The sequence below is a fragment of the Empedobacter sp. UBA5528 genome (assembly GCF_002426075.1).
Classification (GTDB): Bacteria; Bacteroidota; Bacteroidia; order Flavobacteriales; family Weeksellaceae; genus Empedobacter; species Empedobacter falsenii_B.
On sequence record NZ_DINY01000069.1, the window covers coordinates 1 to 25,628 of the forward strand.

At 30.4% G+C, this 25,628-nt stretch carries 28 protein-coding genes; 15 read left to right on the forward strand and 13 right to left on the reverse strand.

Translation table 11 applies throughout. The features are described from left to right. Positions 1-24: 24 nt before the first annotated feature. Together B4L98_RS14465 and B4L98_RS14470 are read right to left on the reverse strand one after the other, a co-directional pair. Positions 25-264: a helix-turn-helix transcriptional regulator gene (locus tag B4L98_RS14465; RefSeq protein WP_219035088.1), complete on the reverse strand. Its 240-nt coding sequence runs from the start codon at positions 262-264 to the stop codon at positions 25-27. A gap of 282 nt (positions 265-546) precedes the next feature. Beyond that, positions 547-1,242, reverse strand: coding sequence for a hypothetical protein (locus tag B4L98_RS14470; protein WP_291048991.1), 696 nt, complete (start codon positions 1,240-1,242; stop codon positions 547-549). Positions 1,243-1,416: 174 nt separating this feature from the next. On the opposite strand from B4L98_RS14470, the gene B4L98_RS14475 reads away from it, so the two are divergent. Both B4L98_RS14475 and B4L98_RS14480 read left to right on the forward strand, forming a co-directional pair. Continuing rightward, complete coding sequence (locus tag B4L98_RS14475) at positions 1,417-1,944, forward strand: hypothetical protein (protein ID WP_147280012.1); 528 nt, start codon at positions 1,417-1,419, stop codon at positions 1,942-1,944. Positions 1,945-1,973: 29 nt separating this feature from the next. Continuing rightward, positions 1,974-2,471 (forward strand): hypothetical protein, encoded by a 498-nt coding sequence (locus tag B4L98_RS14480; RefSeq protein WP_244957947.1) that lies wholly within the window; start codon positions 1,974-1,976, stop codon positions 2,469-2,471. 252 nt (positions 2,472-2,723) lie between these two features. Here B4L98_RS14480 and B4L98_RS14485 read toward each other — a convergent pair whose 3' ends face one another. Together B4L98_RS14485 and B4L98_RS14490 are read right to left on the reverse strand one after the other, a co-directional pair. Further along, the gene (locus tag B4L98_RS14485; protein WP_219034896.1) at positions 2,724-3,773 is read right to left on the reverse strand and encodes an acyltransferase family protein; all 1,050 of its coding nucleotides are present in this window, start codon (positions 3,771-3,773) and stop codon (positions 2,724-2,726) included. After that, positions 3,773-4,378, reverse strand: a complete 606-nt coding sequence (locus B4L98_RS14490) for an IMPACT family protein (RefSeq protein WP_219034897.1) — start codon at positions 4,376-4,378, stop codon at positions 3,773-3,775. The genes B4L98_RS14485 and B4L98_RS14490 overlap by 1 nt, the downstream gene beginning before the upstream one ends. A 190-nt stretch (positions 4,379-4,568) precedes the next feature. Here B4L98_RS14490 and B4L98_RS14495 point away from each other — a divergent pair, with 190 nt between their 5' ends. Continuing rightward, on the forward strand, positions 4,569-4,937 hold the full coding sequence (locus B4L98_RS14495) for a hypothetical protein (protein ID WP_219034898.1): 369 nt from the start codon (positions 4,569-4,571) through the stop codon (positions 4,935-4,937). Positions 4,938-4,978: 41 nt separating this feature from the next. On the opposite strand, the gene ribD is transcribed toward B4L98_RS14495, so the two are convergent. From ribD to B4L98_RS14525, 6 genes are read right to left on the reverse strand one after another with little or no spacing between them, the layout of a single operon-like run. Then, a complete protein-coding gene (ribD, locus tag B4L98_RS14500; protein WP_219034899.1) occupies positions 4,979-6,031 on the reverse strand; it encodes a bifunctional diaminohydroxyphosphoribosylaminopyrimidine deaminase/5-amino-6-(5-phosphoribosylamino)uracil reductase RibD in 1,053 nt (350 codons plus the stop codon). 9 nt (positions 6,032-6,040) lie between these two features. Next, entirely contained in the window at positions 6,041-7,903 is a 1,863-nt protein-coding gene (locus tag B4L98_RS14505; protein WP_286495758.1) for a DUF349 domain-containing protein, read from the reverse strand. Between the two features lie 54 nt (positions 7,904-7,957). Then, complete coding sequence (locus B4L98_RS14510; protein ID WP_219034901.1) at positions 7,958-8,695, reverse strand: shikimate dehydrogenase family protein; 738 nt, start codon at positions 8,693-8,695, stop codon at positions 7,958-7,960. Then, positions 8,692-9,369, reverse strand: a complete 678-nt coding sequence (locus tag B4L98_RS14515) for a VTT domain-containing protein (RefSeq protein ID WP_219034902.1) — start codon at positions 9,367-9,369, stop codon at positions 8,692-8,694. Before B4L98_RS14515 ends, B4L98_RS14510 begins: the two co-directional genes overlap by 4 nt. Before the next feature lie 10 nt (positions 9,370-9,379). Then, positions 9,380-10,690 (reverse strand): UDP-N-acetylglucosamine 1-carboxyvinyltransferase, encoded by a 1,311-nt coding sequence (murA, locus tag B4L98_RS14520; RefSeq protein ID WP_115000020.1) that lies wholly within the window; start codon positions 10,688-10,690, stop codon positions 9,380-9,382. A gap of 24 nt (positions 10,691-10,714) precedes the next feature. Beyond that, positions 10,715-11,452, reverse strand: coding sequence for a DUF4290 domain-containing protein (locus tag B4L98_RS14525; RefSeq protein WP_038336666.1), 738 nt, complete (start codon positions 11,450-11,452; stop codon positions 10,715-10,717). A 359-nt stretch (positions 11,453-11,811) separates the two neighbouring features. On the opposite strand from B4L98_RS14525, the gene B4L98_RS14530 reads away from it, so the two are divergent. Continuing rightward, complete coding sequence (locus B4L98_RS14530; RefSeq protein WP_286495760.1) at positions 11,812-12,591, forward strand: amidohydrolase family protein; 780 nt, start codon at positions 11,812-11,814, stop codon at positions 12,589-12,591. Here the strand turns inward: B4L98_RS14530 and B4L98_RS14535 are convergent. After that, positions 12,503-12,946 (reverse strand): hypothetical protein, encoded by a 444-nt coding sequence (locus B4L98_RS14535; protein WP_286495761.1) that lies wholly within the window; start codon positions 12,944-12,946, stop codon positions 12,503-12,505. The two genes, B4L98_RS14530 and B4L98_RS14535, sit on opposite strands and share 89 nt — an antisense overlap. On the opposite strand from B4L98_RS14535, the gene B4L98_RS14540 reads away from it, so the two are divergent. Together B4L98_RS14540 and B4L98_RS14545 are read left to right on the forward strand one after the other, a co-directional pair. After that, positions 12,946-13,143, forward strand: a complete 198-nt coding sequence (locus B4L98_RS14540; protein ID WP_291078607.1) for a hypothetical protein — start codon at positions 12,946-12,948, stop codon at positions 13,141-13,143. The genes B4L98_RS14535 and B4L98_RS14540 overlap by 1 nt on opposite strands. A gap of 185 nt (positions 13,144-13,328) precedes the next feature. Next, entirely contained in the window at positions 13,329-14,255 is a 927-nt protein-coding gene (locus tag B4L98_RS14545) for an alpha/beta fold hydrolase (RefSeq protein ID WP_286495763.1), read from the forward strand. Between the two features lie 23 nt (positions 14,256-14,278). Here the strand turns inward: B4L98_RS14545 and B4L98_RS14550 are convergent, their stop codons facing one another. After that, positions 14,279-15,955, reverse strand: coding sequence for a PNGase F N-terminal domain-containing protein (locus tag B4L98_RS14550; protein WP_286495764.1), 1,677 nt, complete (start codon positions 15,953-15,955; stop codon positions 14,279-14,281). 72 nt (positions 15,956-16,027) lie between these two features. Beyond that, entirely contained in the window at positions 16,028-17,194 is a 1,167-nt protein-coding gene (locus B4L98_RS14555) for an acyl-CoA dehydrogenase family protein (protein ID WP_291078609.1), read from the reverse strand. Positions 17,195-17,335: 141 nt separating this feature from the next. Between B4L98_RS14555 and B4L98_RS14560 the strand changes: the two genes are divergently transcribed. The 9 genes from B4L98_RS14560 to B4L98_RS14600 all read left to right on the forward strand — a co-directional run bounded on the left by B4L98_RS14560 (position 17,336) and on the right by B4L98_RS14600 (position 25,544). Then, on the forward strand, positions 17,336-18,865 hold the full coding sequence (locus B4L98_RS14560) for an aldehyde dehydrogenase family protein (protein ID WP_291060684.1): 1,530 nt from the start codon (positions 17,336-17,338) through the stop codon (positions 18,863-18,865). Positions 18,866-18,877: 12 nt separating this feature from the next. Beyond that, the gene (lat, locus tag B4L98_RS14565; RefSeq protein WP_291060686.1) at positions 18,878-20,167 is read left to right on the forward strand and encodes an L-lysine 6-transaminase; all 1,290 of its coding nucleotides are present in this window, start codon (positions 18,878-18,880) and stop codon (positions 20,165-20,167) included. Positions 20,168-20,227: 60 nt separating this feature from the next. Continuing rightward, positions 20,228-21,007 (forward strand): HAD family hydrolase, encoded by a 780-nt coding sequence (locus tag B4L98_RS14570; protein ID WP_286495767.1) that lies wholly within the window; start codon positions 20,228-20,230, stop codon positions 21,005-21,007. Positions 21,008-21,150: 143 nt separating this feature from the next. Beyond that, entirely contained in the window at positions 21,151-21,903 is a 753-nt protein-coding gene (locus B4L98_RS14575) for a GLPGLI family protein (RefSeq protein ID WP_052217824.1), read from the forward strand. Between the two features lie 6 nt (positions 21,904-21,909). Next, positions 21,910-22,635 (forward strand): GLPGLI family protein, encoded by a 726-nt coding sequence (locus tag B4L98_RS14580; RefSeq protein WP_286495768.1) that lies wholly within the window; start codon positions 21,910-21,912, stop codon positions 22,633-22,635. A 13-nt stretch (positions 22,636-22,648) separates the two neighbouring features. Further along, entirely contained in the window at positions 22,649-23,398 is a 750-nt protein-coding gene (locus B4L98_RS14585) for a GLPGLI family protein (protein WP_286495769.1), read from the forward strand. A 136-nt stretch (positions 23,399-23,534) separates the two neighbouring features. Then, on the forward strand, positions 23,535-24,176 hold the full coding sequence (locus tag B4L98_RS14590) for a hypothetical protein (RefSeq protein ID WP_280051431.1): 642 nt from the start codon (positions 23,535-23,537) through the stop codon (positions 24,174-24,176). 6 nt (positions 24,177-24,182) lie between these two features. Next, positions 24,183-24,818 (forward strand): hypothetical protein, encoded by a 636-nt coding sequence (locus B4L98_RS14595; RefSeq protein WP_280051430.1) that lies wholly within the window; start codon positions 24,183-24,185, stop codon positions 24,816-24,818. 6 nt (positions 24,819-24,824) lie between these two features. Further along, a complete protein-coding gene (locus tag B4L98_RS14600; RefSeq protein WP_286495771.1) occupies positions 24,825-25,544 on the forward strand; it encodes a GLPGLI family protein in 720 nt (239 codons plus the stop codon). Positions 25,545-25,628 lie beyond the last annotated feature (84 nt).

A 25,628-nucleotide genomic window follows, 5' to 3' on the forward strand; every position in this document is an offset into this window, starting at 1 on the left:
CAGTTTTTTGGATATTGCCTTTATTTACAACGAATTACGACTTTCTATTCCCAAAGTATTGTAAATAACCTTTAAATGATATTTCACGGTATTCTCAGAAATATAGAGTTCAGTTGCAATTTCTTTATTTGTAAATCCTTTCTTCACTAATTCGATGATATCCAGTTGTCTTTCCGAAAGATTATAATCACTTAAAATGATTTTCTTTTCAACTTGATTTGCGTTATTCGAATGATTAATCAAATCAGAAAGTTTATTTCTCATCCGTTCATTTTCATTTTCAACAAGTTTTCTTTTTTCGATGTTTATCTTGTAGAATTTATAAAGAACAATTAATAATATGATTAGAATTGTAGAAATAATAACTAGAAATAATCGGATATTTTTTTGATTTCGAACTTCTAAATCATTTCGTTTATTAATAATTTCTCGTTCTAAATTTTGTAATTTTCCACTTTGATTAATTGCATCATAATCAGTTGCAAGATCATTTACAATTAATCTTGTTTTGTATGCTTTTTCCCAATCTTCATTCTGCGCATAATACTAAGTAAGAGATTCATACATATTCAAAATATAAAGTTTTATACTATAATGTTTTGCATAATACAAACCTTTGTTAAAAGCTTCTAAAGCCTTCTTATTGTCCTTTGTTTCTGTATATAAGTGTAAAAGCTTTCTATAAATATTAGGTAAATGTTTGGGAGATTTTTGCTTCAAAATTTCTATACCTTCCAAATAATCTTTTTCTGCCTGAATATAATTTTTATTTAAACTATTCATTGTGCCTAAAACAGAAATATAAAAGCCATAAGTTTCTGCATCCAAATATTTTAAATTAGATTTATTTACTTTTTGAAGCAATTCCTTAACCTTATCATATTTTAAATAATCAAATTGGATGAAGATTCGTTCAATTAAAACTCTTGTCTCAACTTCGACTTTATATTTCGAACTCTTTAAACCATATTTTTCAGCAACGTTTAAATTTTCTTCTGCTTCTGGATAATTTAATAATGTTTTATACGTAAGATATTTTAACAAATACAAATTATATAAATCGTAATTCGTTACGTTTTTAGAATGTATAATACTATCCAATTTGATAATTGATTTATCAAATGAACCAATTTCATTATAAGATGAAATTTTTTTCTTTAGAATTTCGGAATTTATAGTGTTTCCTGTCCCTACCTGGGTAAAAAATAGAGTAAAGAATATAAAAAGTGTTTTGTTATTCATTTTTATTATATAACTGATATTTAGTAAAGTAATTCAACTACCTGTAGGTAGTAATCGTTAAACTACCTCATAACTACTCCTGCAAAAATAGGAATTTAAGTACTGAATCCTAAAATTTGCAAAGAATTTATTTAGCACATAAATCTGGTGTTAATAGCTAATTATTTATTAAAAATGAAGATTATTTTATCTACTTTATTACTACTGTTGTGTAGTTTAGGTTTCTCTCAAAATTTGGATTACAAAAATTTAAAACAATTTATTGGAAATCGTGTAAATGAGTTAGAGGATTTTTATAAGGTTTCTTCTACATCTATTGAAGATAATTTTGGAAACCAAAAAGTAATGTACAATTCAGTAAAAATTGAACCATATACGTTGAATATTGAGGTTGAAACTGAAGGGAAAAATATAAAGCGTATTGTGGTCAAAAATTCTGAAAATAGAACAAGTTTCTTTAAAAATATTGCAGAAGAAATAGAAAAAGAAGCTCCAATTAAGAAAAACTATAAGACGTATTATATCTCTTTAGTTAAGAACTCTACAAAAAAGAAAATTTATCAAGAATCAATTGATCAATTAATTGATTTATTGAAAAAACCGACCACCAATCTAAAAGAAAATTATGGTTTACTGGAATCTAGTCCTCTAAAAACCATAATTACAATCAACGAAACTGAAAGTATTTTAGAAATCAATTAAAATTAAGTCAATATTTAAAACAATTAACAATGAAAAACATTTTTATTTTAGGGTTAGGTCTTATGGCTTCGCTAGCATTTGGACAAGTAGATAAAATTTACAAACATTCTGGTGAGATTATCGAAGGTCAGATTAAGCGTGTGGGAGAATTTACAGTAGAATATACGTATGATGGAGAAGATGCTATACAGTCTTTGAGTAAATATTCTGTTAATAAAGTATTTTACGGGAAAAGCACTCGTATTGAGGATGTTTCTGATAAAATTGAAATTACTGACGATAAAGATTGGGGGAAAGTGATTATTTTGGAAGATAAATCTTTGGTTGCAGGTTTGAAAAAAGGAGATGATTTAAAATCTAAAACAGGTATGATTAACTTCAGAACTGGAAATGGAAAAGATGAGCGTGCAGAAAAAGTTTTAAAACAACAAGCTGCAGAAGTTAGATGTCCATTTATTCTACTATTATCTGATAAAATGACAGGTAAATCGGCAAAGAAAACAGGAAGTTGCTACAAGTACCAGTAATAGGATTACTAAGAACTTTTAACTATATAATGTACTATTAATTATTTGACAAATAAGTCGTGGTAACTCGCGGCTTATTTTCTTTTAAAAAATGAACAAAGAAATAGTGTATTCACGAAAACGCAAACGAACTACAAATTTTGGTTCAAAAAAAATAAATTACTTAGATATTTTGATTGTTGTTTCAATTATTATTGTCACAATCTCAGTTATAATCAACTATTTGAATTAATTTTTTAGAAATACTCGCTACTACTTCACTTTATCTTTGATCCACTTCGCAACGGGTTTCTCAAAATATTCAAACGTTAATGCACTTAAAATTAAAGCAATTACGAAATAAATTCCAATTTTCTGAAAATCATTGATTTTCGGTAAATATTGATTTCCATATTTTATCACAATCATATGAATCATATAAAATGCAAAACTAATTTCACCTAAATAAACCAATGTTTTATGTTGAAGAATTCTCGAAAAGAAACCTTTTTGTAAAGCAAAAATTAGGACAATTCCAACCATCGGAATCCAATAATAAATTCCGTAACGAAAAGCTCTCGCAACATCATTGTGGAAGTAGAAAAAGATTGCCAAAACAGCAATTGCAGCGATTTCTATTAAAGTTCCTCTCGAAAAATTGATAGGCGTATCTTTTATCTTTTTATAGATTTGACAGGTAATAATTCCTAAAATAAAATCGAAACTGCGAACAATTGGATTGATGTAAAAAATCGCTTTTTCCAATTTCATATTTGTTCTGAAATAAGGTTCTGCAAAAATAATAATCGGAATAATTAGTAATAAAATATATTTCAGTTTCGGGAATTTATGCAACCAAATCACATAAAAAGGAAACATCAAATAGAAAAATAATTCGGTCGAAATACTCCAGGAAACGTTATTAATAGAGAAATAAAAATCTTTTACCGGAATATAAGATTGCAATAAAAATAAGTTCGCACCTGCAATATCCCAATGAAAATAACCTTGCCAAACATTGATGATAACAAATGGTAACATGACACAAAAGGTTAGGACATGAAGTGGATAAATTCGAGCAATTCGCGCGATATAAAACTTCTTTTTATCAAAATTTGGATTGTCGATGACTTTCTTTTCGTAATTAAGCGCTATAACAAATCCGCTTAAAATAAAGAAAAAACCAACACCAAGATAACCTTCGAAAAAGACGTTATTTTTTAGATAATTATACCAAGCTAAATCAGTTTTTACAAACGTTAAATGGCTTAAGAAAACGACAAAAGCAAAGAAAAAACGTAAAGAAGTTAAGCTATTTAGCATTAGTCAATAATTTTAATTTCCATTTGATAATATTCGTCAAACATGCGAATAAATTCTTCCAATTTACTTTCTCTTACTGAAATTGTAAACATACATTTATCAGAAAAATGTTTGTCTTTAATTTCTCCAGAAATCCGATAGACATTGCGTTCTACAATTCCTTGTTGATCATAGTTAAAAACCATTTTCACACGTTTTGAAACAAATTTTTCTACAATATTTGCTTCTTCTAACACAACTTGTGCCGCATATTTATAGGCTTTTACCAAACCAGGAATTCCTAATTTTGTTCCACCAAAATAACGTACAGAAACAATTAAAACATTGGTGATTTCGCTTGATAAAATTTGATTATAAATTGGTAAACCAGCCGAACCATTTGGCTCACCGTCATCATTTGCACGATGATTTTTACCATCTATACCAAGAGCGTACGCGTAACAATGATGATTTGCATCGGGATGAATTTCGCGTAATTGATCCAAATAAATTTTGATGTCATCTTCATTTTCAATTGGATAAGCAAAATTAATAAACTTACTACCCAATTCTTTGAAAATTACATCTTCCACCGCTTTCTCGATTGTACGATAATTGTCCGTCATGTTGTATTGAAAAGTAGCGCAAAGATAGTTTAAATAGTACTTTTAAAGAAAAAAGGTTTTATATTTATGAATGATGAAAAAATTTAATATAAATGAAAGCTTATTTATTTTTATTCATACTAATGTGTTCGAGTATTCTTTTTGCCAGAGTATTTCAAAGAAGGAATTTAAAAGGATCATTAATAATTCAATGATAGATTATAATTATAGAATTATTACAGATAATCAAGATAGTATGTTTTACAAAACTGAAAATCTGAAGATTTATAATAGTTCAATTGGAAAATCTAAATTTCAATTTCGTCGTACAATAGAATTTAGATTTTTGAAAAATAATAAAGTAAATTTAATTGATTGCCAAAATTGTAATGAACCATCATTTTGCTATGTAACAAAAAAACAAAATATTTTTAATTATAAAATTGATAATGTTGGTGGGAAATTAATATTTAAGCTACAAAATAAATTTTATAAAATGAGTTTTCTTGTTGAATCAATAAATAACATAGAATTTGAGAAGAATAAATTTTCTGAAATAATTATTAAACGAAAATTTTAATAAATTCAAATAAATCATAAATAAAAAAAGAACCTTAAAATCTAAGGCTCTTCAATTTCTATTCTATTTTCGAAAATATTTAATTCATCATTCAGAAAACGATGTTTTTCAGTTCGTGTTCCTTTCAGTCGAGGAGCTAAAATTCCTTCATTCCAAATAGTATCCGAGCTCAAAATTCGTGCTTCATCCCACAAATCAGCATCAATAAAATGTCGTATGGTATCACTTCCACCTTCAATAATTAAGGATTGAACATTGTTTTCGTATAAATAATCCATCACTTGTGGCAATATTTTTTGCGTAAAATCTAATTGAACAAGTTCTAAATTTTCTTCAGAACAATTTTCAATCGAATTGAAAATTACAGTAGGTTGTGTTTGATCAAACAAATGGAAACTTCTCGGAATCGCTAAGTTTTTGTCAATCGCAATTCTCAACGGATTATTTCCTTTCCATAATCGTGTGTTAAGTTGTGGATTATCAATCAAAGCGGTGTTTTTTCCAACCAAAATAGCTTGTTCTTCCGTTCGCCATTTATGTACTAACTGTTTTGTATATTGGTTTGTAATCCACAATTGTACATCATCACGCCCCATGTATCCGTCTTCTGTTTGCGCCCATTTTAAGATAATATATGGACGTTTTTTCTGATGAAATGTTATAAAACGCTTATTGAGTTTGATACATTCTTTTTCCAAAACACCAAGCGTTACATCAACACCATTTTTCAACAAACGTAAATAACCTTGCCCATTTACTTTCGCAAAAGGATCTAAAGTTCCAATTATGACTTTTGGAATTTCTTTTTCTATAATCAAATCCGCACAAGGAGGCGTTTTTCCGTGATGCGAACAAGGCTCTAACGTAACATATAACGTAGATTCTTTTAATAATTCTTGATTTTTAACCGAATTAATAGCGTTCACTTCGGCGTGCGGTCCGCCATATTCTGACGTAAAACCTTCGCCTATAATTTTGTTGTTATGTACAATAATAGAACCAACAAACGGATTAGGATATGTTGTTCCTAACCCGTTTGTTGCAATTTGTATACAACGAGCCATATATTGCTCATCGATAGATTGTTGTGTCATGCCTAAAAATTATGCATTAAAATCAATATTGAATAATGTTTTCAGTTTGATTTCTGCTTCAATTAATTTTTTACGTTTATCGTCAATTTGTTTGTAAACGTCTTTTAATAAAGGATTATTCTCATTTGCATTCGAAAAGAAATGTACATTATTATCCAATTGATTGATTTCTTTTTCTAAATCCTCAATTATTTTACGTGTTTTTCTAATCTCGTCATCCAATAAATTTCCATTATTTCCAGATTTTACTTTATTGACAAATGATTTCAACTTATAATCGTTCAATTCATTTTTAGAAAGATTTAAAGCATCTAATTTTTTGTGGTAAACATCTGTAAATTCTTGATTGATTGAAGTTTTTTCTGATGGAACTTTTCCTAAACTTGTCCAATTATGTTGGATTTCTTCTAGTTGTTTCAACGCCTCTTCTTTGTTTTCAGAAATCGTTTGATTTTTGAAATCGTCTAAGAAAGCTTGTTTCTTTTCTAAATTTTGTTCCATTTTTTGATTCGCTTGTTCGTGACGTTTTTTGTAACGATCAAAGAATTGATTACATGTATCTTTGAATTCTTTCCAGATTTTGTCTGAATTTTTTCTTGGAACATGTCCAATTTTTTTCCAATCATTTTGGATTTTTTTAATCACTTGTACAGAAGCATTCCAATCCGTGCTTTCCGTATGTTGTTTTGCAATTTCTAACAAAGCCAATTTCTTTTCAAGATTCAGTTGTTGCTCTGATTTTAGATTTTTATAGAAATCATTTTTGATGTGATTAAATTGTCTTGTCACTTCTTTGAAAGCTTCCCAAGTTGCAGAATTTTTATCTTTCGGAACACGTCCAATTGTGATAAAGTTCTCACGCAAAGAGTTTATTTCAGAAATAGCTTTTTGCCAATCGCCATGCGATTTTGTTGTTGCTTGCTCAGAAATTTCTTTGATACGAGCGATAATTTGATTCTTCTTTTCTAAATTATCTTTTTGCTCTTGTTTTATTTTTTCATTCAATTCCCCTTTACGGTCATGAATTTTATTTGTTAATTCTTTGAATTTTTGCCACGTTGGTTCGCGCAAATCTTCTTGTACAGGGACGGCTTCTTCTTTCCATAAACGATGCAAATATTGCAATTCATTCAAAGCTTTTTGCACGTTTTGCTCTCCAATTAATTCTTCTGCACGTTTAATAATCGATTGACGAACTTCCAGATTATGTGCATAATCCAATGTTTGCAATTCCTTATTCATATCCAAATATGTGTAGAAATTATCTAAGTGGAAAAAATAATTTTTGAATACATTTTCAGCATTTTTGCTCGGAATTCTTCCTGCATTGTGCCAACGAGTTTTTAACTCACGAAATTTCTTGAACATTGCCGCCGAAGAATCACTTGGTTCTTGATACAAGGCTTTCAATTCGTCAATAATTTCTAAACGTTCCTTTAAATTATCAGATTCCTTTTTTTCGTTTTCTTTATGAAAAACTGCTAATTGATTTTTAAAATCGTTGTAAACAGCGTTAAATTTTGCTCTAAAAGATGTTTCGTATTTAAAATCTAATTCATCACCACCTTCACTTAAGAAAGCTTCTTTTTTTGCAGCTTCATCTTCTTCTAATTTAGTTTTGAATGCATCACGAATTTGATTAAAATGCTCGCGAATCTCTTGAACATCATATTTGCTTAATAGATTTTTTGCTTCGTTAATCAAAACATCAAAACTAAATTTTTCGTAATCTTTGAACGAAATATCGCTTATTTTTTCTTGGTTCGTTAACTCTACCGTTTTGTAAGATTCCGTGTTAGAGTCGTTTGTATTTGCAGGTTTAGGTAATTGTTCTCCGTCTGCATTTTGCAGGTTATCCATTTCAGTATTCATAAGAAATTAAGTTTTGTTTCTCAAATCTAATAAAATTTGAGGACAATATCAAGTCTATTTTGTACGATTATTCCAAATTTCCCAAGCTTTTTCGGCTTGTAGAACCAACATTTCGTGACCATTTTTTATTTTGGCTCCATTTTGTTGACCATTTTCTAAAAATTTTGTCAATGGTGGATTGTAAATCAAGTCGTACAATAAATGATTTTCGTTGATAAATTGGTAGGGTAGAAGTGGAGCGATTTCAGTATTTGGAAAAGTACCAGCTGGCGAACAATTCACAATAATTTGATGATTATGAATGATTTCTTTATTTAATTCATCATATGAATAATGATTTTCAGTTTTTGTTCTTGAAACTATTTTATATTCAATTTTCAATAAATCAAGAATATAAAAAACCGCTTTTGCAGCACCTCCATTTCCTAACACCAATGCTTTTTTATGATGAGGTTCTAAAATAGGTTCTATCGAATGATGAAAACCATAACAATCTGTATTATGCCCGATTCGTTTTCCATCTTGTATCAAAACTGTATTAACCGCACCAATTGCTTTAGCTTCTGGTGATAATTCGTCCAAAAATGGAATGATTTCTTGTTTGTAAGGAATTGTAACATTAAAGCCCACTAAACCTTCGGTTTCGAATACTTTTTCTACTTCATCGATTTGCTGTAAATCAAAAACATTGTAGACAGCGTCTACAATGTTTTCGTTTTTAAATTTTTCAGCAAAATAAGATTTAGAAAATGAATAGGAAATATTTCTTCCGATTAATCCAAATTGTCTCATTCTTCTGTTTTATTTTTATTGAATTGAGCTTTCACAATTCGGATAATCAACGGCATATTCGCCAATAATATAATTCCGAAAATGAATTTCTCTAAATTATTTTTTACAATGTCAAACTGACCTAATGTGTGTCCCAAAAGAGAAATAACACCAACCCAAAGTACCGCGCCTATAAAACTATAGGTAATAAATGTGCGATAATTAAGGTTTGTAACACCGCAAATAAATGGAATTATTGTACGAACAACAGGCATAAAACGAGCGATAATAATTGCTTTTTTACCATTTTCGTTAAAAAATTCTGTTGCTTTTTCGATATGTTTCTTTTTAAGAAACCACGAGTCTTTTCGTCCTAAAATCCAGCCACCAAATTTTCGTCCAACATAATAATTTACGTTATCACCAAGAATTGCTGCAACCATCAGTAATGGAATAATATATTCGATATGCAAATGGTTTTGATCATCGCTTGCTGCAATCATTCCAATCGAAAAGATTAGTGCATCTCCAGGTAAAAAAGGCATTAAAAATGACATGATAATTAAGCCTGTTTCAGCAAAAATTATCAAGAATAAAATAGCATATATCCAATAACCGTAATTATTGATAATGTCCATTAATACCTTGTCTGGGCGTTGAACAAAATTAGTGATAAACTCAATAATAGATTGCATTTTTTATTTTTTAAGCTCTAATTATATCAGCTCCAATAGCACGTAAACGTACATCGATATCTTCATAACCACGGTCAATTTGATCGATATTATGAATAACAGTTTTTCCTTTTGCAGAAAGGGCAGCTATCAATAAAGACATACCAGCACGAATATCTGGAGAAGTTAATTCGGCTCCTTTTAAAGGAGTTTCGTGATTAAGACCAATAACAGTTGCGCGATGTGGATCACATAAAATAATTTGCGCTCCCATATCAATTAATTTATCCACGAAGAATAAACGAGACTCGAACATTTTTTGGTGGATCAAAACGCTTCCTTTTGCTTGAGTGGCAATTACCAAGATAATTGATAATAAATCTGGTGTAAATCCTGGCCAAGGCGCATCAGAAATTGTTAAGATAGAACCGTCAATAAAACGCTCGATTTCGTAATGTTCTTGTGCTGGAATATAGATGTCGTCATCACGACGCTCTAATTTGATTCCTAATTTTTTGAACACATCTGGAATAACACCTAAATTCTCCCACGAAACATTTTTGATTGTTAATTCAGATTTTGTCATGGCAGCTAAACCAATCCATGATCCAATTTCAATCATATCTGGTAAACATGTATGTTCAGTTCCGCCTAACTTCTCAACTCCTTCAATCGTTAAAAGATTCGAAGATATTCCAGAAATTTTAGCACCCATTCGGTTCAACATTTTACACAATTGTTGAATGTAAGGCTCACATGCAGCGTTGTAAATAGTTGTTGTTCCTTTTGCTAAAACTGCAGCCATAATAATATTTGCAGTTCCTGTTACAGAAGCTTCTTCCAATAACATATAAGAACCTTGCAATCCGTTTTCGTCTACTTCTACACCGTAGAAATCTTCGTCTGGATTGAAGCGATATTTTGCTCCTAACGCAAAGAAACCTTCGAAGTGCGTATCTAAACGACGACGCCCAATTTTATCTCCTCCAGGTTTCGGCATAAAAGCTTCTCCGAAACGAGCTAAAAGTGGTCCCATTAACATGATTGATCCACGTAATGCAGCACCATCTTTACGAAATTGTTTTCCTTTTAAATAATCTAATCGTAATTCGTCGGCTTGGAAAGTAAAATCTCCTTTTCCATTTTTTTGTGTTTTTACGCCTAAATCACCCAAAATTTCAATCAAACGATTGACATCTCGGATGTCTGGAATATTTTTAACACGAACTTGTTCATTGGTTAATAAAACCGCACATAAAATTTGTAGTACTTCATTTTTAGCACCTTGCGGAGTAATTTCTCCTTTCAAAGGTTTCCCTCCCTTTATTTGAAATGTAGCCATTTAGTTGTATTAAATAGTTTTGATTTAACCTTTATTGTTTCGAACGTTTTGGTTTCGATTGTTGTTATTTTGATTATTTCGGTTATTGTTGTTTTGACGATTATTCGAATTTTGGTTATTATTTCGATTGTTGTTATTTTGATGATTACGATTATTGTTTTGGTAACTTCTATTGTTTTGATTGTTGTTTGAATGATTATTATTCGAATTTAAACGATCAGGAGAAACCAAATGATCATCAACTTTTCTCAAATCAATTTTACCATCAGATAATTCGTACAAATGATTAAAAATAACTTGATCATCAACAGTATCTTTATTCCAAAGTAAATAACATTTTTTCATGTGATTGGCAATCGCAAAGTACAAACCTTCGCGTTTTTCGCCTTCTTCCCACGTTACAGCAACATCAATCATTTTACGAATATTGTTTCCGTAATATCTGTATTTATAGATGCTTTTTGGATATTCTACTTTATTTGGTTTACTATTTACCGTATCTTTTTTTGTCGGAATTGGATAAGGAGATTTTACATCCAAATCAAATTCTGCCATGATAAAAAGTTGATCCCAAAGTTTATGTTGAAAATCTGGTACATCGCGCAAGTGAGGATTTAATTCTCCCATTACTTCAATTATAATTTCGGCAAATCCGTTGCGTTCTGTTTCGTCTGTTATTGTTTTACAATGATTTACCATTTCTTGAATATGACGACCATATTCTGGAATAATCAATTGCGAACGAAGTGTATTATATTCCATTAAATTTTCTAATGTATTGGTTACAAATTTACAAAATTCTATCCGATTATTTGGGTAGAAAAGGTGTATTGATTGCTAATTTTTTATTAAATTTTATTCCTTAAAAAACGATTATAGTCGGAAGAAGATAAGCCGTAAAACAAGATTTTGTCTATTTAATTCAAAACAGTTAAAAATCTTTATCACCAAGGAAAATTAAGTTAAAACCTTTTGGTTGTCAACAAATATAGTATTTTCTTTTAATAAAAAGTAAATTTGGGTTTTTGTTTGAATGATTTAAATGAATATATTTTTAATTTAAACTTTATCCTCAAATTACACGCATTCAACGTATCTTTAGGGCAATTAAACAATAAATTATGAAAATAAAGTCGATAATAGCACTTTTTTTTCTCGCTACCACTTTTACTTTTGCTCAAACAAAACAGATTTTAATTGAAAATGTTAGAATTTTAGATCATCAAACTCAAGCATTAACATCGCCGATGAATGTTTTGGTTTCTGGGCAAAAAATTGAAAAAATTAGTTCTGCAAAAATTTCTTCACCTAATCAAGACGTTGTAAAAATTAATGGAGGAGGAAAAACGTTGATGCCAGGTTTGATAGATGTTCATGTACACATGGTATTTGGTTCATTGACGATGGCGCAAATGATGTCGCCAGATATGTCCGAAGAAATGTTAATGAATAAGGTTGGCGAAGCTTCCCACAAAATGTTGATGCGTGGTTTTACGAGTGTTCGTGATGCTGGTGGGCCAATTTTTCCCTTGAAATTAGCCATCGATAAAGGTAAAGTTGCAGGGCCTAGAATTTGGCCTTCGGGTGCAACGATTAGTCAAACAGCTGGTCACGGAGATTTTAGAACTCCTGATGAACGTTCGCGTCGTTTTTTTGGTAAAGCATCTCGTGCAGAGGAATTAGGAGCTACTTTTATTGCTGATGGAAGAGATGAAGTTTTGACTGCAACAAGAGAGAATTTACGTTTTGGTGCGAGTCAAATCAAATTAATGGCAGGTGGAGGAACGTCTTCTGCTTATGATCCGATTGATGTTACACAATATACTTTTGACGAAATGAAAGCTGCAGTTGATGCTGCTGAAGATTGGGGAACGTATGTAATTCTCCATTATCTTGCGTAACCATCTTTAAAATTTCGGCATTTGTAAACCATTTTTGAAGACGTAATATGTAACTATTTTGATCATCATTCAACTCAGGTTCAAACAAGAAATCCGTTCCCCATGCAAGCTTCACACCAAGTTTTTTTGCTAAAGGCCAAACTTTATCTTGACCATCCAAAACTGGTTTACGTTTTTCTTTTCGCTGCTCGTCCATGTTTTCATTATTATCCATCAAATTTTGAAGGCTTAACCAAACTCCTTTTTTGGCAAGAATTTTTAATGTTTCTTCATCTAACATTTGACCATGCTCAATTGACTTCACTCCTGCTTCCACAGCACGTTGCACAGCTCTCGGCGTATAGGCATGTACCATTGTTGCAATTATCTGGTTTAAGAAGCCCATATCCAGGGAAATTAGGTGTTGTAGAAGAACAAGCTTTAGCAGATTTGATTTTGGTTGATGGAAATCCGTTGAAAGATTTATCATTAATAGCTAATCCTGATAAAAACTTTTTAGTGATTATTAAAGGTGGTCAGATTTATAAGAATACAATTAAAACGAAAAAGTAAAATTATCATACATCATAAAAAAACGAGGTTAATTTTTATTTTACCTCGTTTTTTTAGTTATAAAATTAGAAATTTTAGATCTTATTTATCGGCTTGAAATTTGTTGAAAAAGTCAATGATTTATTCATAAAAATGTTGATTTTGAATAAGTAAAACTGTAAATTAATTATTAAATCTTAATAAAAATGTCAATACCAGAGAATATTTATAATAGAGTAATTCTTCCAGAAGATGAGATTATAGCTACTTTACTTATTGTCCATGGTATGCAAGAACATAGTGGGCGATATGAAAATTTTGCAAAGTATTTGGCTGACAAAGGAATTCTAGTTTTGTTATATGATCATTTAGGACATGGACAAACAGCTAAAATAGAAGAAGATTACAGTTTTTTCTGCTTAGACAATCCAAAAGAAAATTTAATAAATACGGCAAAAGAGTTAGCTAATTTGTTAGAGAATAAATACCCTTTATTACCACATTTTATTTTGGGACATTCAATGGGATCGTTTATAACACGTTGCCTACTTCAAGAATATGGAAATCATTTTGATGGTGCTATAATTATGGGAACAGGAGGTAGGATTCCTGGAATTAAATTATTGAGTAGTTTTTTAAGTCTTCTAAATAAATTGATTCCTCATAAAAGAAGTCAATTACTTAATACTATTTTTTTAAAATCGAATAATAAACATTTTCAAAATGAAGAAAATTTTCATGAGACTAATTGGTTTAGTTTAGATGAGTTAAATCGTTTAAATTTTCTGAAAGATCCTCTTTGCGGAATACCTTTCACTGTTAACGGTTTTTATACTTTGATTAATTTAAATATACAAGCAACAAAAAAGAATTGGACAAAAGATATACCGCAATCTTTACCTATTTATTTTGTGAGTGGAGCAGATGATCCAATTGGTGATTTTGGTAAAGGAGTTTTGCAATCGTATAAAGATTTAAAGCAAAATGGATTTCAATATGTAACAATGAAACTATATCCAAACTTGAGACATGAAATATTGAATGAATCTATCAAAGATGAAGTATATCAAGATATTGTAGATTGGTTAACGGTTTTGATAAATCATAAAAAAATAGAGCAAAAAGACGTTTAATAAATCTTTTTGCTCCAAAAAAATTATTCTCCTAAAAGAGCACCAGAAACATTCCAATAACTGAAACTATTTCCTTCTGGTTTTCCTTGCGGAATTTTTACTTGTATACTATGTTTTCCGGCTTTTAAATTGCCCAAATCTATAAAATATGGATTTGTGATTGTTCCAGGGCACCAGTTAGAACGACTATAATCAGATGATGATAAACCATTGTCAAAATTACCAGAAGCAGGATTGTAAGCGCGATACGAACCACAATCTTGTCTCCAAGGAACTATATTAAATACTTTTTGTCCATCAAGAAAAATACTATTTTCTTTCGGAACAAATTCATCACCATTTTCCCAACCGCCATGTCCAGTTGTTGTAAAACGTAATTTAGCATTGTTGTAATCTTCTTTCAACGTGAATTCTACTGTAAAACCATTCGGATTTTCGAACAAAGTAGGGTATTCTTGTCCAGCCATTTCCATCACATTTGCAGTATTGAAAATTGGTAAAACCTTTTTAATTGGCATTGTTGTAGAACCTGATGGATGAACAGAAATATTGGCAGAAATAATATGTCCGCCTTGATCATAATTTCCAATGAAGAAACCAATCAAAACTTCTTGATCAGATAATAAACCTTGAAATTCTGTGATTTCTTGACGATATTTTGCTTCGGTTTCCCATGTTTGATTTTTTAATTGAATATGATTGAATTTTTTAATTCCAAAAGGTGTGAAAAAGCGCATTAATTCAATAGTTGGCGAATAATTTTCTGTCAAAAAATAACCTTGATATTTCTTATTATTTGCAGATGTAAAAATCGGTAATTGATTAATTCCTTTTTGTAAACCATCCATAAATGTAATTTTAGAATCACGGGGAATCAAAAACACAGAACCAGTTCTGTCGTAAGCATCACCATTTGATTGTTGCGAAACATTTAAGAAAACTTGGCTTCCTACTTTAATTTGAGGAATTTTAATTTTTCGAACCACAACAGTTCCATTAGCAAAGCGATAAATTGAATCATTTGACGAAAAATCTTTACTAAAGTTAACTTGTTGATGTGATAAAAGTGGAATATCAACGAATTTACTTTTCCAAATAATGTCTTTATATGTCAATAAATCAACTCTATTTTGATGCAATTCTTTTTGGATAAATTGACTTGGAATCAAATCTTTTTCGCGTTCTATTTTCGAAGCTCGAATCGTTGAATTATTATTTCGTGTAAGTTCTAACACAAAACCTAAATTCATTCCAACCATTGTTGGAGAAGCATTCAATTCCATATTGTCAACAAACCAAACGTCTATTGTATTCGAATTAATATTTGTTGTTGCTTTTTTACAACGTAAACCTAAAATTCGTTTTGTTTCTTTAGAAATTGTAAAAACAGATTTATTGAACGCGACAGAATCATTTGTAATAATAGAATTAGTCGGGTCAAATTGTGTAATCAAGGAAATAATTGATGGGTTTGTTTTGGTATAATAAAACATTTCATCAGGATAATTTGAAGAATTACTAAAACTTTGTTGCTTTCCAATAACGGTTTCTTTTGTATTCGCAATAACTTGTATGGGGTTATTTTCTTCGACTTTCTTTCCATTCGAAAAGCGTTCGTACGTAATTTTGTAGGTTTCCTGTGCATCAAGAACAATAGCCTGAATACAAAAAATGATAAGTAGAATTGATTTCAATTTCATGTGTGATAAATAAAAAAGGTTTACAAACGAATTGTAAACCTATAAAAATATATGATTGTATGAAAAAATATCTTACACAAAAGCATTAATTCCTGTCACATCTGCTCCAGTAATCAATAAATGGACATCATGCGTTCCTTCGTAAGTAATCACTGATTCAAGATTTGCTGCATGTCGCATCATAGGGAAATCGCCTACAATTCCCATTGCACCGATAATTTGACGAGATTCTCGCGCAATATCAATAGCCATTTTTACATTGTTGCGTTTTGCCATAGAAATTTGTTCAGGAGTTGCTTTATTTTCGTTTTTCAACGTTCCTAATCGCCAACATAACAACTGAGCTTTCGTAATTTCTGTAATAAATTCAGCTAATTTTTTCTGTTGCAATTGATAAGAAGCAATCGGTTTTCCAAATTGTGTTCGTTCTAACGAATATTTCAAAGCAGATTCGTAACAATCAATTGCAGCGCCAATTACACCCCAAGAAATTCCGTATCGAGCCGAGTTTAAACAAGATAATGGTCCGCGTAAACTACTTACTTCTGGTAAAATTTGAGAAGCTTCAATCTTGACATTTTCGAAAACTAATTCACCTGTTTTTGAAGCTCTTAATGACCATTTATTCAATGTTTCTGGCGTTGTAAAACCTTGCATACCGCGTTCTACAATAACACCACGAATTTTTCCTTCTTCATCTCTTGCCCAAACAACTGCAATATCACAAATTGGTGAATTTGTAATCCACATTTTTGCTCCATTTAAGATATAATGATCATCATTTTTAGTCAAACGAGTTTCCATTCCGCCAGGATTTGAACCGTGATTTGGTTCAGTTAATCCAAAACTTCCAACGAATTCTCCTGAAGCTAATTTTGGTAAATATTTGCGTTTTTGTTCTTCAGATCCAAAAGAAAAGATTGGATACATCACCAACGAAGATTGTACTGATGTAGCAGAACGAACAGCCGAATCGCCGCGTTCTAATTCTTGCATGATTAATCCATACGACATTTGGTCCAATCCTGCACCTCCATATTCTTCAGGAATATAAGGTCCTAAAGCACCAATTGCGCCTAATTTTTTCATTAAATCTGGAATATCTTTATGATGTTGCGCAGCATCATCTATCACAGGTTTTATTTCGTTGTCCACAAAATCTCGAACAGATTGACGAATTAATTTGTGTTCTTCTGTCAATAAATCATCAATCTTAAAATAATCTGTAGTTGAATTCATTTTATGCGGTTTTATTTTATTAAATCTAACGATTATTCACTAAATTAAAAATTATTCTGAATAATATTTATTAAAAATTTTAATTTATGAAACTTTTGACTAATTTAGGTAAAAGTTAAAAACACAAAATAACACAAAAAAATGATAGAAAACGAATTAAAAGAATTAGGTATTTCTTCCGAAAATCTTGGAACATCAACAGGAAATACTTGGTTTGGAAAAGGTGAAGAGCTTTCTTCTTACTCGCCAGTAGACGGAAAATTGATTGGAAAAGTTAAGTCATCAACAAAAGATGATTATGAAGAAGTGATAAAAAAAGCACAAGTTGCTTTCAAAGAATGGCGAATGATTCCTGCTCCGAAACGAGGAGAAATTGTGCGTCAATTCGGAGAGAAACTTCGTGAGAAAAAGGCTTCCTTGGGAAAATTGGTTTCGTATGAGATGGGAAAATCTTATCAAGAAGGTTTGGGTGAAGTGCAAGAAATGATTGATATCTGTGATTTTGCTGTTGGATTATCGCGTCAATTATATGGTTCGACAATACATTCGGAAAGACCTTTGCATCGCATGTACGATCAATATCATCCGCTTGGAATTGTAGGCGTGATTTCTGCGTTCAATTTTCCAGTTGCAGTTTGGTCTTGGAATACATGTTTAGCGATGGTTTGCGGTGATGTTGTAGTTTGGAAACCAAGTGAAAAAACACCTTTGTGTGCGGTTGCGTGTCAACATATTTTAGCAGAAGTTTTAAAAGCAAATAATATTTCAGAAGGCGTTTCTTCTTTGGTAATGGGCGATAAAACAATCGGTGAATTAATTGCGCAAGATGCTCGTGTGGCTTTGGTTTCTGCAACAGGTTCTACGCGAATGGGAATTGAAGTGAATAAAGTTGTTGCTGCTCGTTTGGGTAAAACAATTTTAGAATTAGGTGGAAATAATGCGATTATTGTTACGCCAGATGCTGATTTAAAAGTTATGCTAACTTCGGCTGTTTTTGGGGCAGTTGGTACGGCTGGACAGCGTTGTACAACAACAAGACGTTTGATTGTTCACGAGTCGATTTATGATAAAGTAAAAGAATCGTTGGTAAATGCTTACAAACAAATAAAAATAGGTAATCCGTTGGATACAGCAAATCATGTTGGTCCATTGATTGATAAACATGCGGTTGAAATGTATTCAAAAGCATTAGAAAAAATTAATGAAGAAGGAGGAAAGATTATCGTTGAAGGAGGAATTTTAGAAGGAAATGGTTTTGAAAGCGGTTGCTATGTAAAGCCTGTTATTGCTGAGGTTGAGAATCATTTTGATATTGTTCAACATGAAACTTTTGCTCCAATTTTATATTTAATCAAATATTTTGGAGATGTGTTAAATGCAATTGAAATTCAGAATAATGTGGCACAAGGTTTATCGTCTTCTATTATGACAAATAATCTTCGTGAAGCTGAATTATTCTTGAGTCAGCAAGGCTCTGATTGTGGAATTGCAAATGTAAATATCGGAACTTCTGGAGCTGAAATTGGCGGCGCTTTCGGTGGAGAAAAGGAAACTGGAGGTGGGCGTGAGTCAGGTTCGGATGCTTGGAAAGCGTATATGCGACGACAAACGAATACAATTAATTATTCGACAGAAGTGCCATTGGCGCAAGGAATTAAGTTTGATTTTTAAAAATTTACAGAGATGAGTACAGTACACGAAAGATTAGCAAAACATATATTGGCAGATGGATATCCGATTGTAATGGATATGGATAAGTCGCATGGATCCTATGTTGTAGACGAAAATGGCATTGAATATTTGGATTTATTTTCAATGTTTGCTTCGACTGCGATTGGTTATAATCATCCACATTTGATGGCGAAAATAGATTTTTTAGGTCGAAATGCAGTCAATAAACCTGCGATGTCAGACATTTATACAAAAGATTACGCCGATTTAATTGATACATTTGAGCGTGTAGCGATGCCGAAAGAATTGCAATATTTATTTTTTATTTCTGGTGGAACATTGGCAGTAGAAAATGCATTGAAAACGGCTTTTGATTGGAAAACAAGATTAAACTTTTCGAGAGGAATTGAGAAAGAAGCAAGTGATGTTATTCATTTTAAACAAGCTTTTCATGGGCGTTCTGGTTATACATTATCGCTAACGAATACGAAAGATCCTCGTAAATACGAATATTTTCCAAAGTTTGATTGGCCAAGAATTGAAAATCCAAAACGAATTTATCCTGTTACAGAAGATAATTTATGCAAGGTTGTTGAGGCTGAAAAACGTGCGATTGAACAAATTGAAAATGCTTTAGAAACACGCAAAAATAAAGTTGCTTGTATTATTATTGAGCCGATTCAAGGTGAAGGAGGAGATAATTATTTTCGAAAAGAATTCTTTCAGAAATTGAGAGAAATTTGTGATAGAGAAGAGATTTTATTGATTTTTGATGAGGTACAAACAGGAATGGGAATGACTGGTAAAATGTGGGCTTTTCAGCATTATGATGTGATTCCTGATGTGATTTCGTTTGGAAAGAAAACACAAGTTTGTGGAATTTTAGCGAATAAAGAAAAGTTAGATCAAATTCCGAATAATGTTTTCAAGGAATCAAGCCGTATTAATTCGACTTTTGGTGGAAATTATATCGATATGTTGCGTTTCAAATTAATTTTAGAAGTGATCGAACAAGAAAAATTAGTAGAAAATGCGGCAGAAAAAGGTAAATATATTTTATCAAAATTGAATGAAATAGCAAAAGAGACGAAGAAAATTCATTCGGTTCGTGGATTAGGATTGTTCATTGCGTTTGATTTTTCATCAGATTTGGATCGTTCAGAGTTCATCAAAACATGTTTCGAAAATCACATGATTATTCTTCCTTGTGGTGAAAACTCTGTGCGAATGCGCCCTCATCTCAATATTTCTGAAGAAGATACCAATAAAGCAATAGAAATTATTAAATTAGCGTTAAAATAAACAGCAAAAGCAACCAAGCAAAGGTTGCTTTTTTAATTTTGTAAAAGATAAAACTAAGGTATGATAGATTCTTTTTTCTTCGATTTTGACGGAACATTACAAGGTTTTGAAAACCATGAAATCAGTGATTCGACAATCGAAGCGTTGAAATTATTAAAACAAAAAAATAAAAAAATATACATCGCAACAGGACGAAATATGGTGGATATGCCCGAACATATTTTTGATTACGGTTTTGATGGTTATATCAATAATAATGGTGGAATGTGCTCGGACGAAAACCGTCAATCATTTTTTGTAGATTATATTAATCCTAATGATATAGAGGCTTTGTTGCAATATGATGATGAAAATCCATTTTCATTTTCGTATATGACGAAAGAAGCGTTTAGTATTAATCGTGTGAATGATAATGTAGAAAAATCGTTTGCATATTTTGGAATGGAAGTTCCAGAAGTGGTTGATCCTCGAACTTTACCGAAAGATAATATCATGCAAATGAACTTTTTTGTAAACGAAGAACAAGAAGATTATTTGATGAAAAATGTGTTGACAAATAGTGTAGGAACACGTTGGATAGAATATTTTGCTGATATAAATCCGAAGGATATTAGTAAAATGCGCGGAATAGAACGAATGGCTGATCGCGATAATTTAGATTTATCTAAAACAATGGCTTTTGGCGATGGAGGTAACGATATTAGTATGTTGAAAGGTTGTAAAATTGGTGTAGCAATGGGCGATGCGAAGGAGAATGTGCGAGAAGCTGCGGATTATTATACAACTTCTGCGGATAATCACGGAATATGGAATGCGCTGAAACACTTTGAGATAATTTAGAAACTTATTTTAATTTATATAGAAAAAATCCAACTTCGGTTGGATTTTTTTCTTTTCCCAATGTTGTGTTAATTATATATTCTATTATTGTAGAATTGAAAAATAAAAATTATTTTAGAGTATTAATTATAAACTACAACATAATGAAACAATTATTATTAGCTGGATTTTTACTTTTTTCGAATTTTGGTTTTGGGCAAGAAAAGCTTATTGTCGATTATAAATACGATATAAAGCATGATGAAGAAAAAATAAAGGAGTTTGAAAGAGAGCAAGCACAAAAAGGAGGAGGTACAATAAAAATTGGAGGGTCTCCAAATATTTATTATCAATTAGAATATAATGATAATCAGTCCATTTACAAAAAAATAGAAACTATCAATAATGATCAAAATGGTAGCTCTATGGGGGCTTTTTCAATTAATATTGGAGGAGAATATAAAGATCTGATTAATGAAATAAGTAAGAAAGCGTTTCGCCAAGAAGTCGTTTTAGATAAACAAAATTTTATTGTGGTTACTCCATATAAAGATTATGAATGGAAAATTACAGATATTGAAGATACGATTTTGGGTCACAAAGTAAAAAAAGCTATTGGTAATGATAAAGGTAAGCAAATAGCAGCTTGGTTTGCGCCAGATATTAAGGTTGATGCAGGACCAAATCAAGTGAATGGATTGCCAGGTTTGATTCTGAAAACGGTGAGCGAAACGGGCGGTAAATTTGGTTCGATTATGACTTATGAAGCGGATAAAATTACCTTAAACCCTAAGAAAATGTCTAAAACTAAACCTTTAAAAGGTGAAGAAATAACACAAGAAGAATTTAAAAAATTGCAAGATGAATCTCGTCAAAAAATGAGAGAATCTTTTTCGATAGGAGTGGACAAAAAATAATTTTGAATGAAATATTTAGTAATTTTCATTAGTTTTTTTTGTAGTTTAGTTCAAGCGCAAGAAGCTCTAGAGATTGTATATGAAGAAGTTTCTATTCCTAGAATTATAGGAAAAGATGGGAAGGAAGAAAAATTGGATGATGATTTTATAAAAGCACTTTCTGTTCCAAAAAATTATGTGCTACAAATAGAAAAAGGAAAAAGTGTTTTTTCCAAGATTGAGAAAATTAATAATTCACAAGGTAACGCATCGGTTACGATGTATGGTATTTTTTCGTATAATTTTGAACAAGATTTCAATCAAAATAAAATGAAACAAGAATGGATGATAGAGAATAAAAAATACCTTGTAACTGATACCATTTCTACACATTATAAATACGAATTAACGCAAGAAAAATCTACTTATTTGGGTTTTGATGTTAAACAAGCAGTTGTAAAATATGATGATAATAATAAATCAATTATTTGGTATGCACCAAGTTTACCCAAACGTTTTGGTCCAAAAGAATTTATTAATCTTCCAGGTTTGGTATTAAAAGTAGAATCTATTCGAAATGGAATTATTGATCCATCTTATTCTTTGAAAGCAACTTCTGTTACAACGAAAGATCATTTAGAATTTAAGAAATTATTCAAGGCAAAGGAAATTTCTAAAGCCGAATTTGAAAAATTGAGAGCTGATTATAACCAACAAAGTTCGAATGAACATCAAGGAGTAGATAAAGAATAACCAAATATAAACTATGAAAAAATTATTATTGATTGTATTAAGCAGCTTGTGTTATTTTGCAAATGCGCAAGATATTTTAGAAGTAGAATATGATGTATATACAGTATATGATGCAAGTAAAACTCAAGGTTCAGTTACAATTGACAATCGAAAATTGAGTAAAGATGAAACGATTAGGTATTTCACTGAACAAATGAAAATTCCTAGACCTTATATATTAATAACGGATAAAACGGCTTCTAATTATAATCAAAAACCAACACTAAATGGTGGAAATTCAATAAGTTATAGTTCGACACAAGGAAATGGATTGTATTACAAAGACTTGCTTGAAAATTATTATATGCACGAATCGGTTGGTTTTGGAATGGATCGAATTATCAAAGATTCTATTCCTAAAATTAATTGGATTATAACACGCGAGAAGAAAAAAGTCTTAGGTTTTGATGTTCGTAAAGCAACCGCAAAAATCAATAAAGAAGAGTTTACAGCTTGGTTTGCTACTTCCTTGTCTTTTCCTTCGGGGCCAGATAAGTATATGGGATTACCTGGTTTGATTTTAGAATTAGAAAGAAAAACGAACGACGATGCTGATATGGTTATTACATACAAAGCAACATCTGTAAAAGAAGCGAAGAAAAATGTAACAATAAATCAACCTAAGAAAGGGAAAATTGTTGATTTCAAAACGTATAAAGCAGAAATGGATGCTTTTTTTAAGAAACAACAAGAAATGAATAGTCAAGGAGTGGATAAAAATTAAGTTTATAGTAAAGTTTGAGAATAGTAAATATGATTAATTTTTCTCTTTTATAATATTGTGTTAAATGTTAGTTCAATTATTAAAGAATTATAAAATTAAAATTATTTTAGAGTATTAATTATCAAACTACAACAAAATGAAACGAATTTTACTTTATGGATGTTTACTTTTTTCTAATATTGGTTTTGCGCAAGAAAACTTAACTGCTTATTACCAATATTCAACATCTTTTAAGGATATGGATGGTGGAGTAAAAATAGTTTATGAACTAAATCAGAAAGGTAGCGAAGCGAATTTTGAAATCAAGAAAAATGATAGATTTTATGATGGTAAGCTCTATCAATATATAAATTATAAAGATAAGATTTCAGAAACTCAACGAAATTATAAAGGTAAAAGAGCTGTAATTTATAAAAATTACAATAAGATTGATTGGGCTTTTAAAGATGAAACAAAAGTTGTTAATAATTGTAATGCGAAACGTGCAGACTATCAATTTGAAGAAGGTAATTTAACACATACGATAGAAGTTTGGTATTGTCCATCTGAAGTTCGTTTTTCTCCAATTGTTGAAGAGGTTAATTTTTTTGATATTCCAGGATATGTAATTTCTTACAAAGAAACACTAAACAATAAAGTGAAAAAGGTTTCAATGATAACTGAATATAATTTATTGGAGTTTAAAGAAAATAATACGATTCAGATAAAACGTCCAAATGAAGGTGAAAGAATAAATTATGATTTAATTGATAAAGGATTTACAACTTCAAATAATTAATATTGAATGAAAAAATATTTTACGCTGTTTTTTTGCTTAACATTTTATGTTATGAATGCGCAAGAAAATTTAACTGCTTATTACCAATACAAAACTTCATTTCTTAACTCAAACTTAAATGGTGTTTCAATAGTTTATGAACTTAATAAAAAAGGAGATGAAGCAAATTTTGAAATCAGAAAAAATGATAGATTTTATGATGGACAAATATACAATTATGTAAATTACAGAGATAAGATAGCAGAAACACAGCGAAATTATAAAGATAAAAGAGCTATAATCTTCAGTAATTTTAAGAAAATTGATTGGGTTTTTAAAGATGAGACAAAAGTTATTAATAATTGTAATGCGAAACGTGCAGACTTTCAATTTGAAGTTGGCAAATTAACACATACGATAGAAATATGGTATTGTCCATCTGAAATCCGATTTTCCCCAATTGATCAGGATATTAATTATTTTGATATTCCAGGATATATCATTTCCTATAAAGAAACACTAAACAATAAAGCTAAAATGGTAACCGAATATAATTTATTGGAGTTTAAAGAAAATAATACGATTCAGATAAAACGTCCAAATGAAGGTGAAAGAATAAATTATGATTTAATTGATAAAGGATTTACAACTTCAAATAATTAATATTGAATGAAAAATATTTTTACGCTGTTTTTTTGCTTAACATTTTATGTTATGAATGCGCAAGAAAATTTAAAAATAGAGTATGAATTCAGAAATGAATTTGATTATCAAAATGCCTCAGATGCTAAGAGTAGAGATATGTACAAAAATAGTAATGATAATCGGTTGTATTTTGAATTGATTACATCTAAAGACGAATCTACTTTTAATAAAATTGATCGAGTAGATAATTCACAAAATAAAAGTGGAATGTCAATAAGTTTTGTTAGTGGTCCTGGAGGATTTTTTTATAAAAATTTAAAAGACAATAATTCACTTTCTGAAATTAATTTTAATGGTAAAAATCTCCTTATTTCTGATTCAATTCCACAATATAAATGGATACTTAAAAAAGAAAATTCTAAAATTTTAGGATTTGATGTCAAAAAAGCAATTTTACAAGAATCAGAGAATACATTTGTAGAAGCTTGGTATGCGCCAAAGCTCAATTATAAAAATGGACCAACAAATTATGGCGGATTACCTGGTGTAATTCTAAAAATTATTTTAAACAATAAAGAAGGAAATCAGTTGAATAAGCAAATTTACGTTGCAACAAAAGTTGAAGTGAGTGATAAATTCAAAATAAATAAACCAACCAAAGGAAAACAGATAAGTCAAGCCGATTTTGAAGAAATGGTTGAAGAAGAAAACCGAAAATTTAATGAAATGTTTTTACAAAAATAAGATACGAAAAAAGGATTTCAATTGAAATCCTTTTTGATATTAAGTAATAGTTATTTGTAATCTATACCGGTAGTGCATTTGTAT

Excerpts from the sequence above, each read along its gene's own strand:
- B4L98_RS14465 (WP_219035088.1), bottom strand. The coding sequence starts at position 264 with ATGAGAAATAAACTTTCTGATTTGATTAATCATTCGAATAACGCAAAT.
- B4L98_RS14470 (WP_291048991.1), bottom strand. The coding sequence starts at position 1,242 with ATGAATAACAAAACACTTTTTATATTCTTTACTCTATTTTTTACCCAG.
- B4L98_RS14475 (WP_147280012.1), top strand. The coding sequence starts at position 1,417 with ATGAAGATTATTTTATCTACTTTATTACTACTGTTGTGTAGTTTAGGT.
- B4L98_RS14480 (WP_244957947.1), top strand. The coding sequence starts at position 1,974 with ATGAAAAACATTTTTATTTTAGGGTTAGGTCTTATGGCTTCGCTAGCA.
- B4L98_RS14485 (WP_219034896.1), bottom strand. The coding sequence starts at position 3,773 with ATGCTAAATAGCTTAACTTCTTTACGTTTTTTCTTTGCTTTTGTCGTT.
- B4L98_RS14490 (WP_219034897.1), bottom strand. The coding sequence starts at position 4,378 with ATGACGGACAATTATCGTACAATCGAGAAAGCGGTGGAAGATGTAATT.
- B4L98_RS14495 (WP_219034898.1), top strand. The coding sequence starts at position 4,569 with ATGATAGATTATAATTATAGAATTATTACAGATAATCAAGATAGTATG.
- ribD (WP_219034899.1), bottom strand. The coding sequence starts at position 6,031 with ATGACACAACAATCTATCGATGAGCAATATATGGCTCGTTGTATACAA.
- B4L98_RS14505 (WP_286495758.1), bottom strand. The coding sequence starts at position 7,903 with ATGAATACTGAAATGGATAACCTGCAAAATGCAGACGGAGAACAATTA.
- B4L98_RS14510 (WP_219034901.1), bottom strand. The coding sequence starts at position 8,695 with ATGAGACAATTTGGATTAATCGGAAGAAATATTTCCTATTCATTTTCT.
- B4L98_RS14515 (WP_219034902.1), bottom strand. The coding sequence starts at position 9,369 with ATGCAATCTATTATTGAGTTTATCACTAATTTTGTTCAACGCCCAGAC.
- murA (WP_115000020.1), bottom strand. The coding sequence starts at position 10,690 with ATGGCTACATTTCAAATAAAGGGAGGGAAACCTTTGAAAGGAGAAATT.
- B4L98_RS14525 (WP_038336666.1), bottom strand. The coding sequence starts at position 11,452 with ATGGAATATAATACACTTCGTTCGCAATTGATTATTCCAGAATATGGT.
- B4L98_RS14530 (WP_286495760.1), top strand. The coding sequence starts at position 11,812 with ATGAAAATAAAGTCGATAATAGCACTTTTTTTTCTCGCTACCACTTTT.
- B4L98_RS14535 (WP_286495761.1), bottom strand. The coding sequence starts at position 12,946 with ATGGTACATGCCTATACGCCGAGAGCTGTGCAACGTGCTGTGGAAGCA.
- B4L98_RS14545 (WP_286495763.1), top strand. The coding sequence starts at position 13,329 with ATGTCAATACCAGAGAATATTTATAATAGAGTAATTCTTCCAGAAGAT.
- B4L98_RS14550 (WP_286495764.1), bottom strand. The coding sequence starts at position 15,955 with ATGAAATTGAAATCAATTCTACTTATCATTTTTTGTATTCAGGCTATT.
- B4L98_RS14555 (WP_291078609.1), bottom strand. The coding sequence starts at position 17,194 with ATGAATTCAACTACAGATTATTTTAAGATTGATGATTTATTGACAGAA.
- B4L98_RS14560 (WP_291060684.1), top strand. The coding sequence starts at position 17,336 with ATGATAGAAAACGAATTAAAAGAATTAGGTATTTCTTCCGAAAATCTT.
- lat (WP_291060686.1), top strand. The coding sequence starts at position 18,878 with ATGAGTACAGTACACGAAAGATTAGCAAAACATATATTGGCAGATGGA.
- B4L98_RS14570 (WP_286495767.1), top strand. The coding sequence starts at position 20,228 with ATGATAGATTCTTTTTTCTTCGATTTTGACGGAACATTACAAGGTTTT.
- B4L98_RS14575 (WP_052217824.1), top strand. The coding sequence starts at position 21,151 with ATGAAACAATTATTATTAGCTGGATTTTTACTTTTTTCGAATTTTGGT.
- B4L98_RS14580 (WP_286495768.1), top strand. The coding sequence starts at position 21,910 with ATGAAATATTTAGTAATTTTCATTAGTTTTTTTTGTAGTTTAGTTCAA.
- B4L98_RS14585 (WP_286495769.1), top strand. The coding sequence starts at position 22,649 with ATGAAAAAATTATTATTGATTGTATTAAGCAGCTTGTGTTATTTTGCA.
- B4L98_RS14590 (WP_280051431.1), top strand. The coding sequence starts at position 23,535 with ATGAAACGAATTTTACTTTATGGATGTTTACTTTTTTCTAATATTGGT.
- B4L98_RS14595 (WP_280051430.1), top strand. The coding sequence starts at position 24,183 with ATGAAAAAATATTTTACGCTGTTTTTTTGCTTAACATTTTATGTTATG.
- B4L98_RS14600 (WP_286495771.1), top strand. The coding sequence starts at position 24,825 with ATGAAAAATATTTTTACGCTGTTTTTTTGCTTAACATTTTATGTTATG.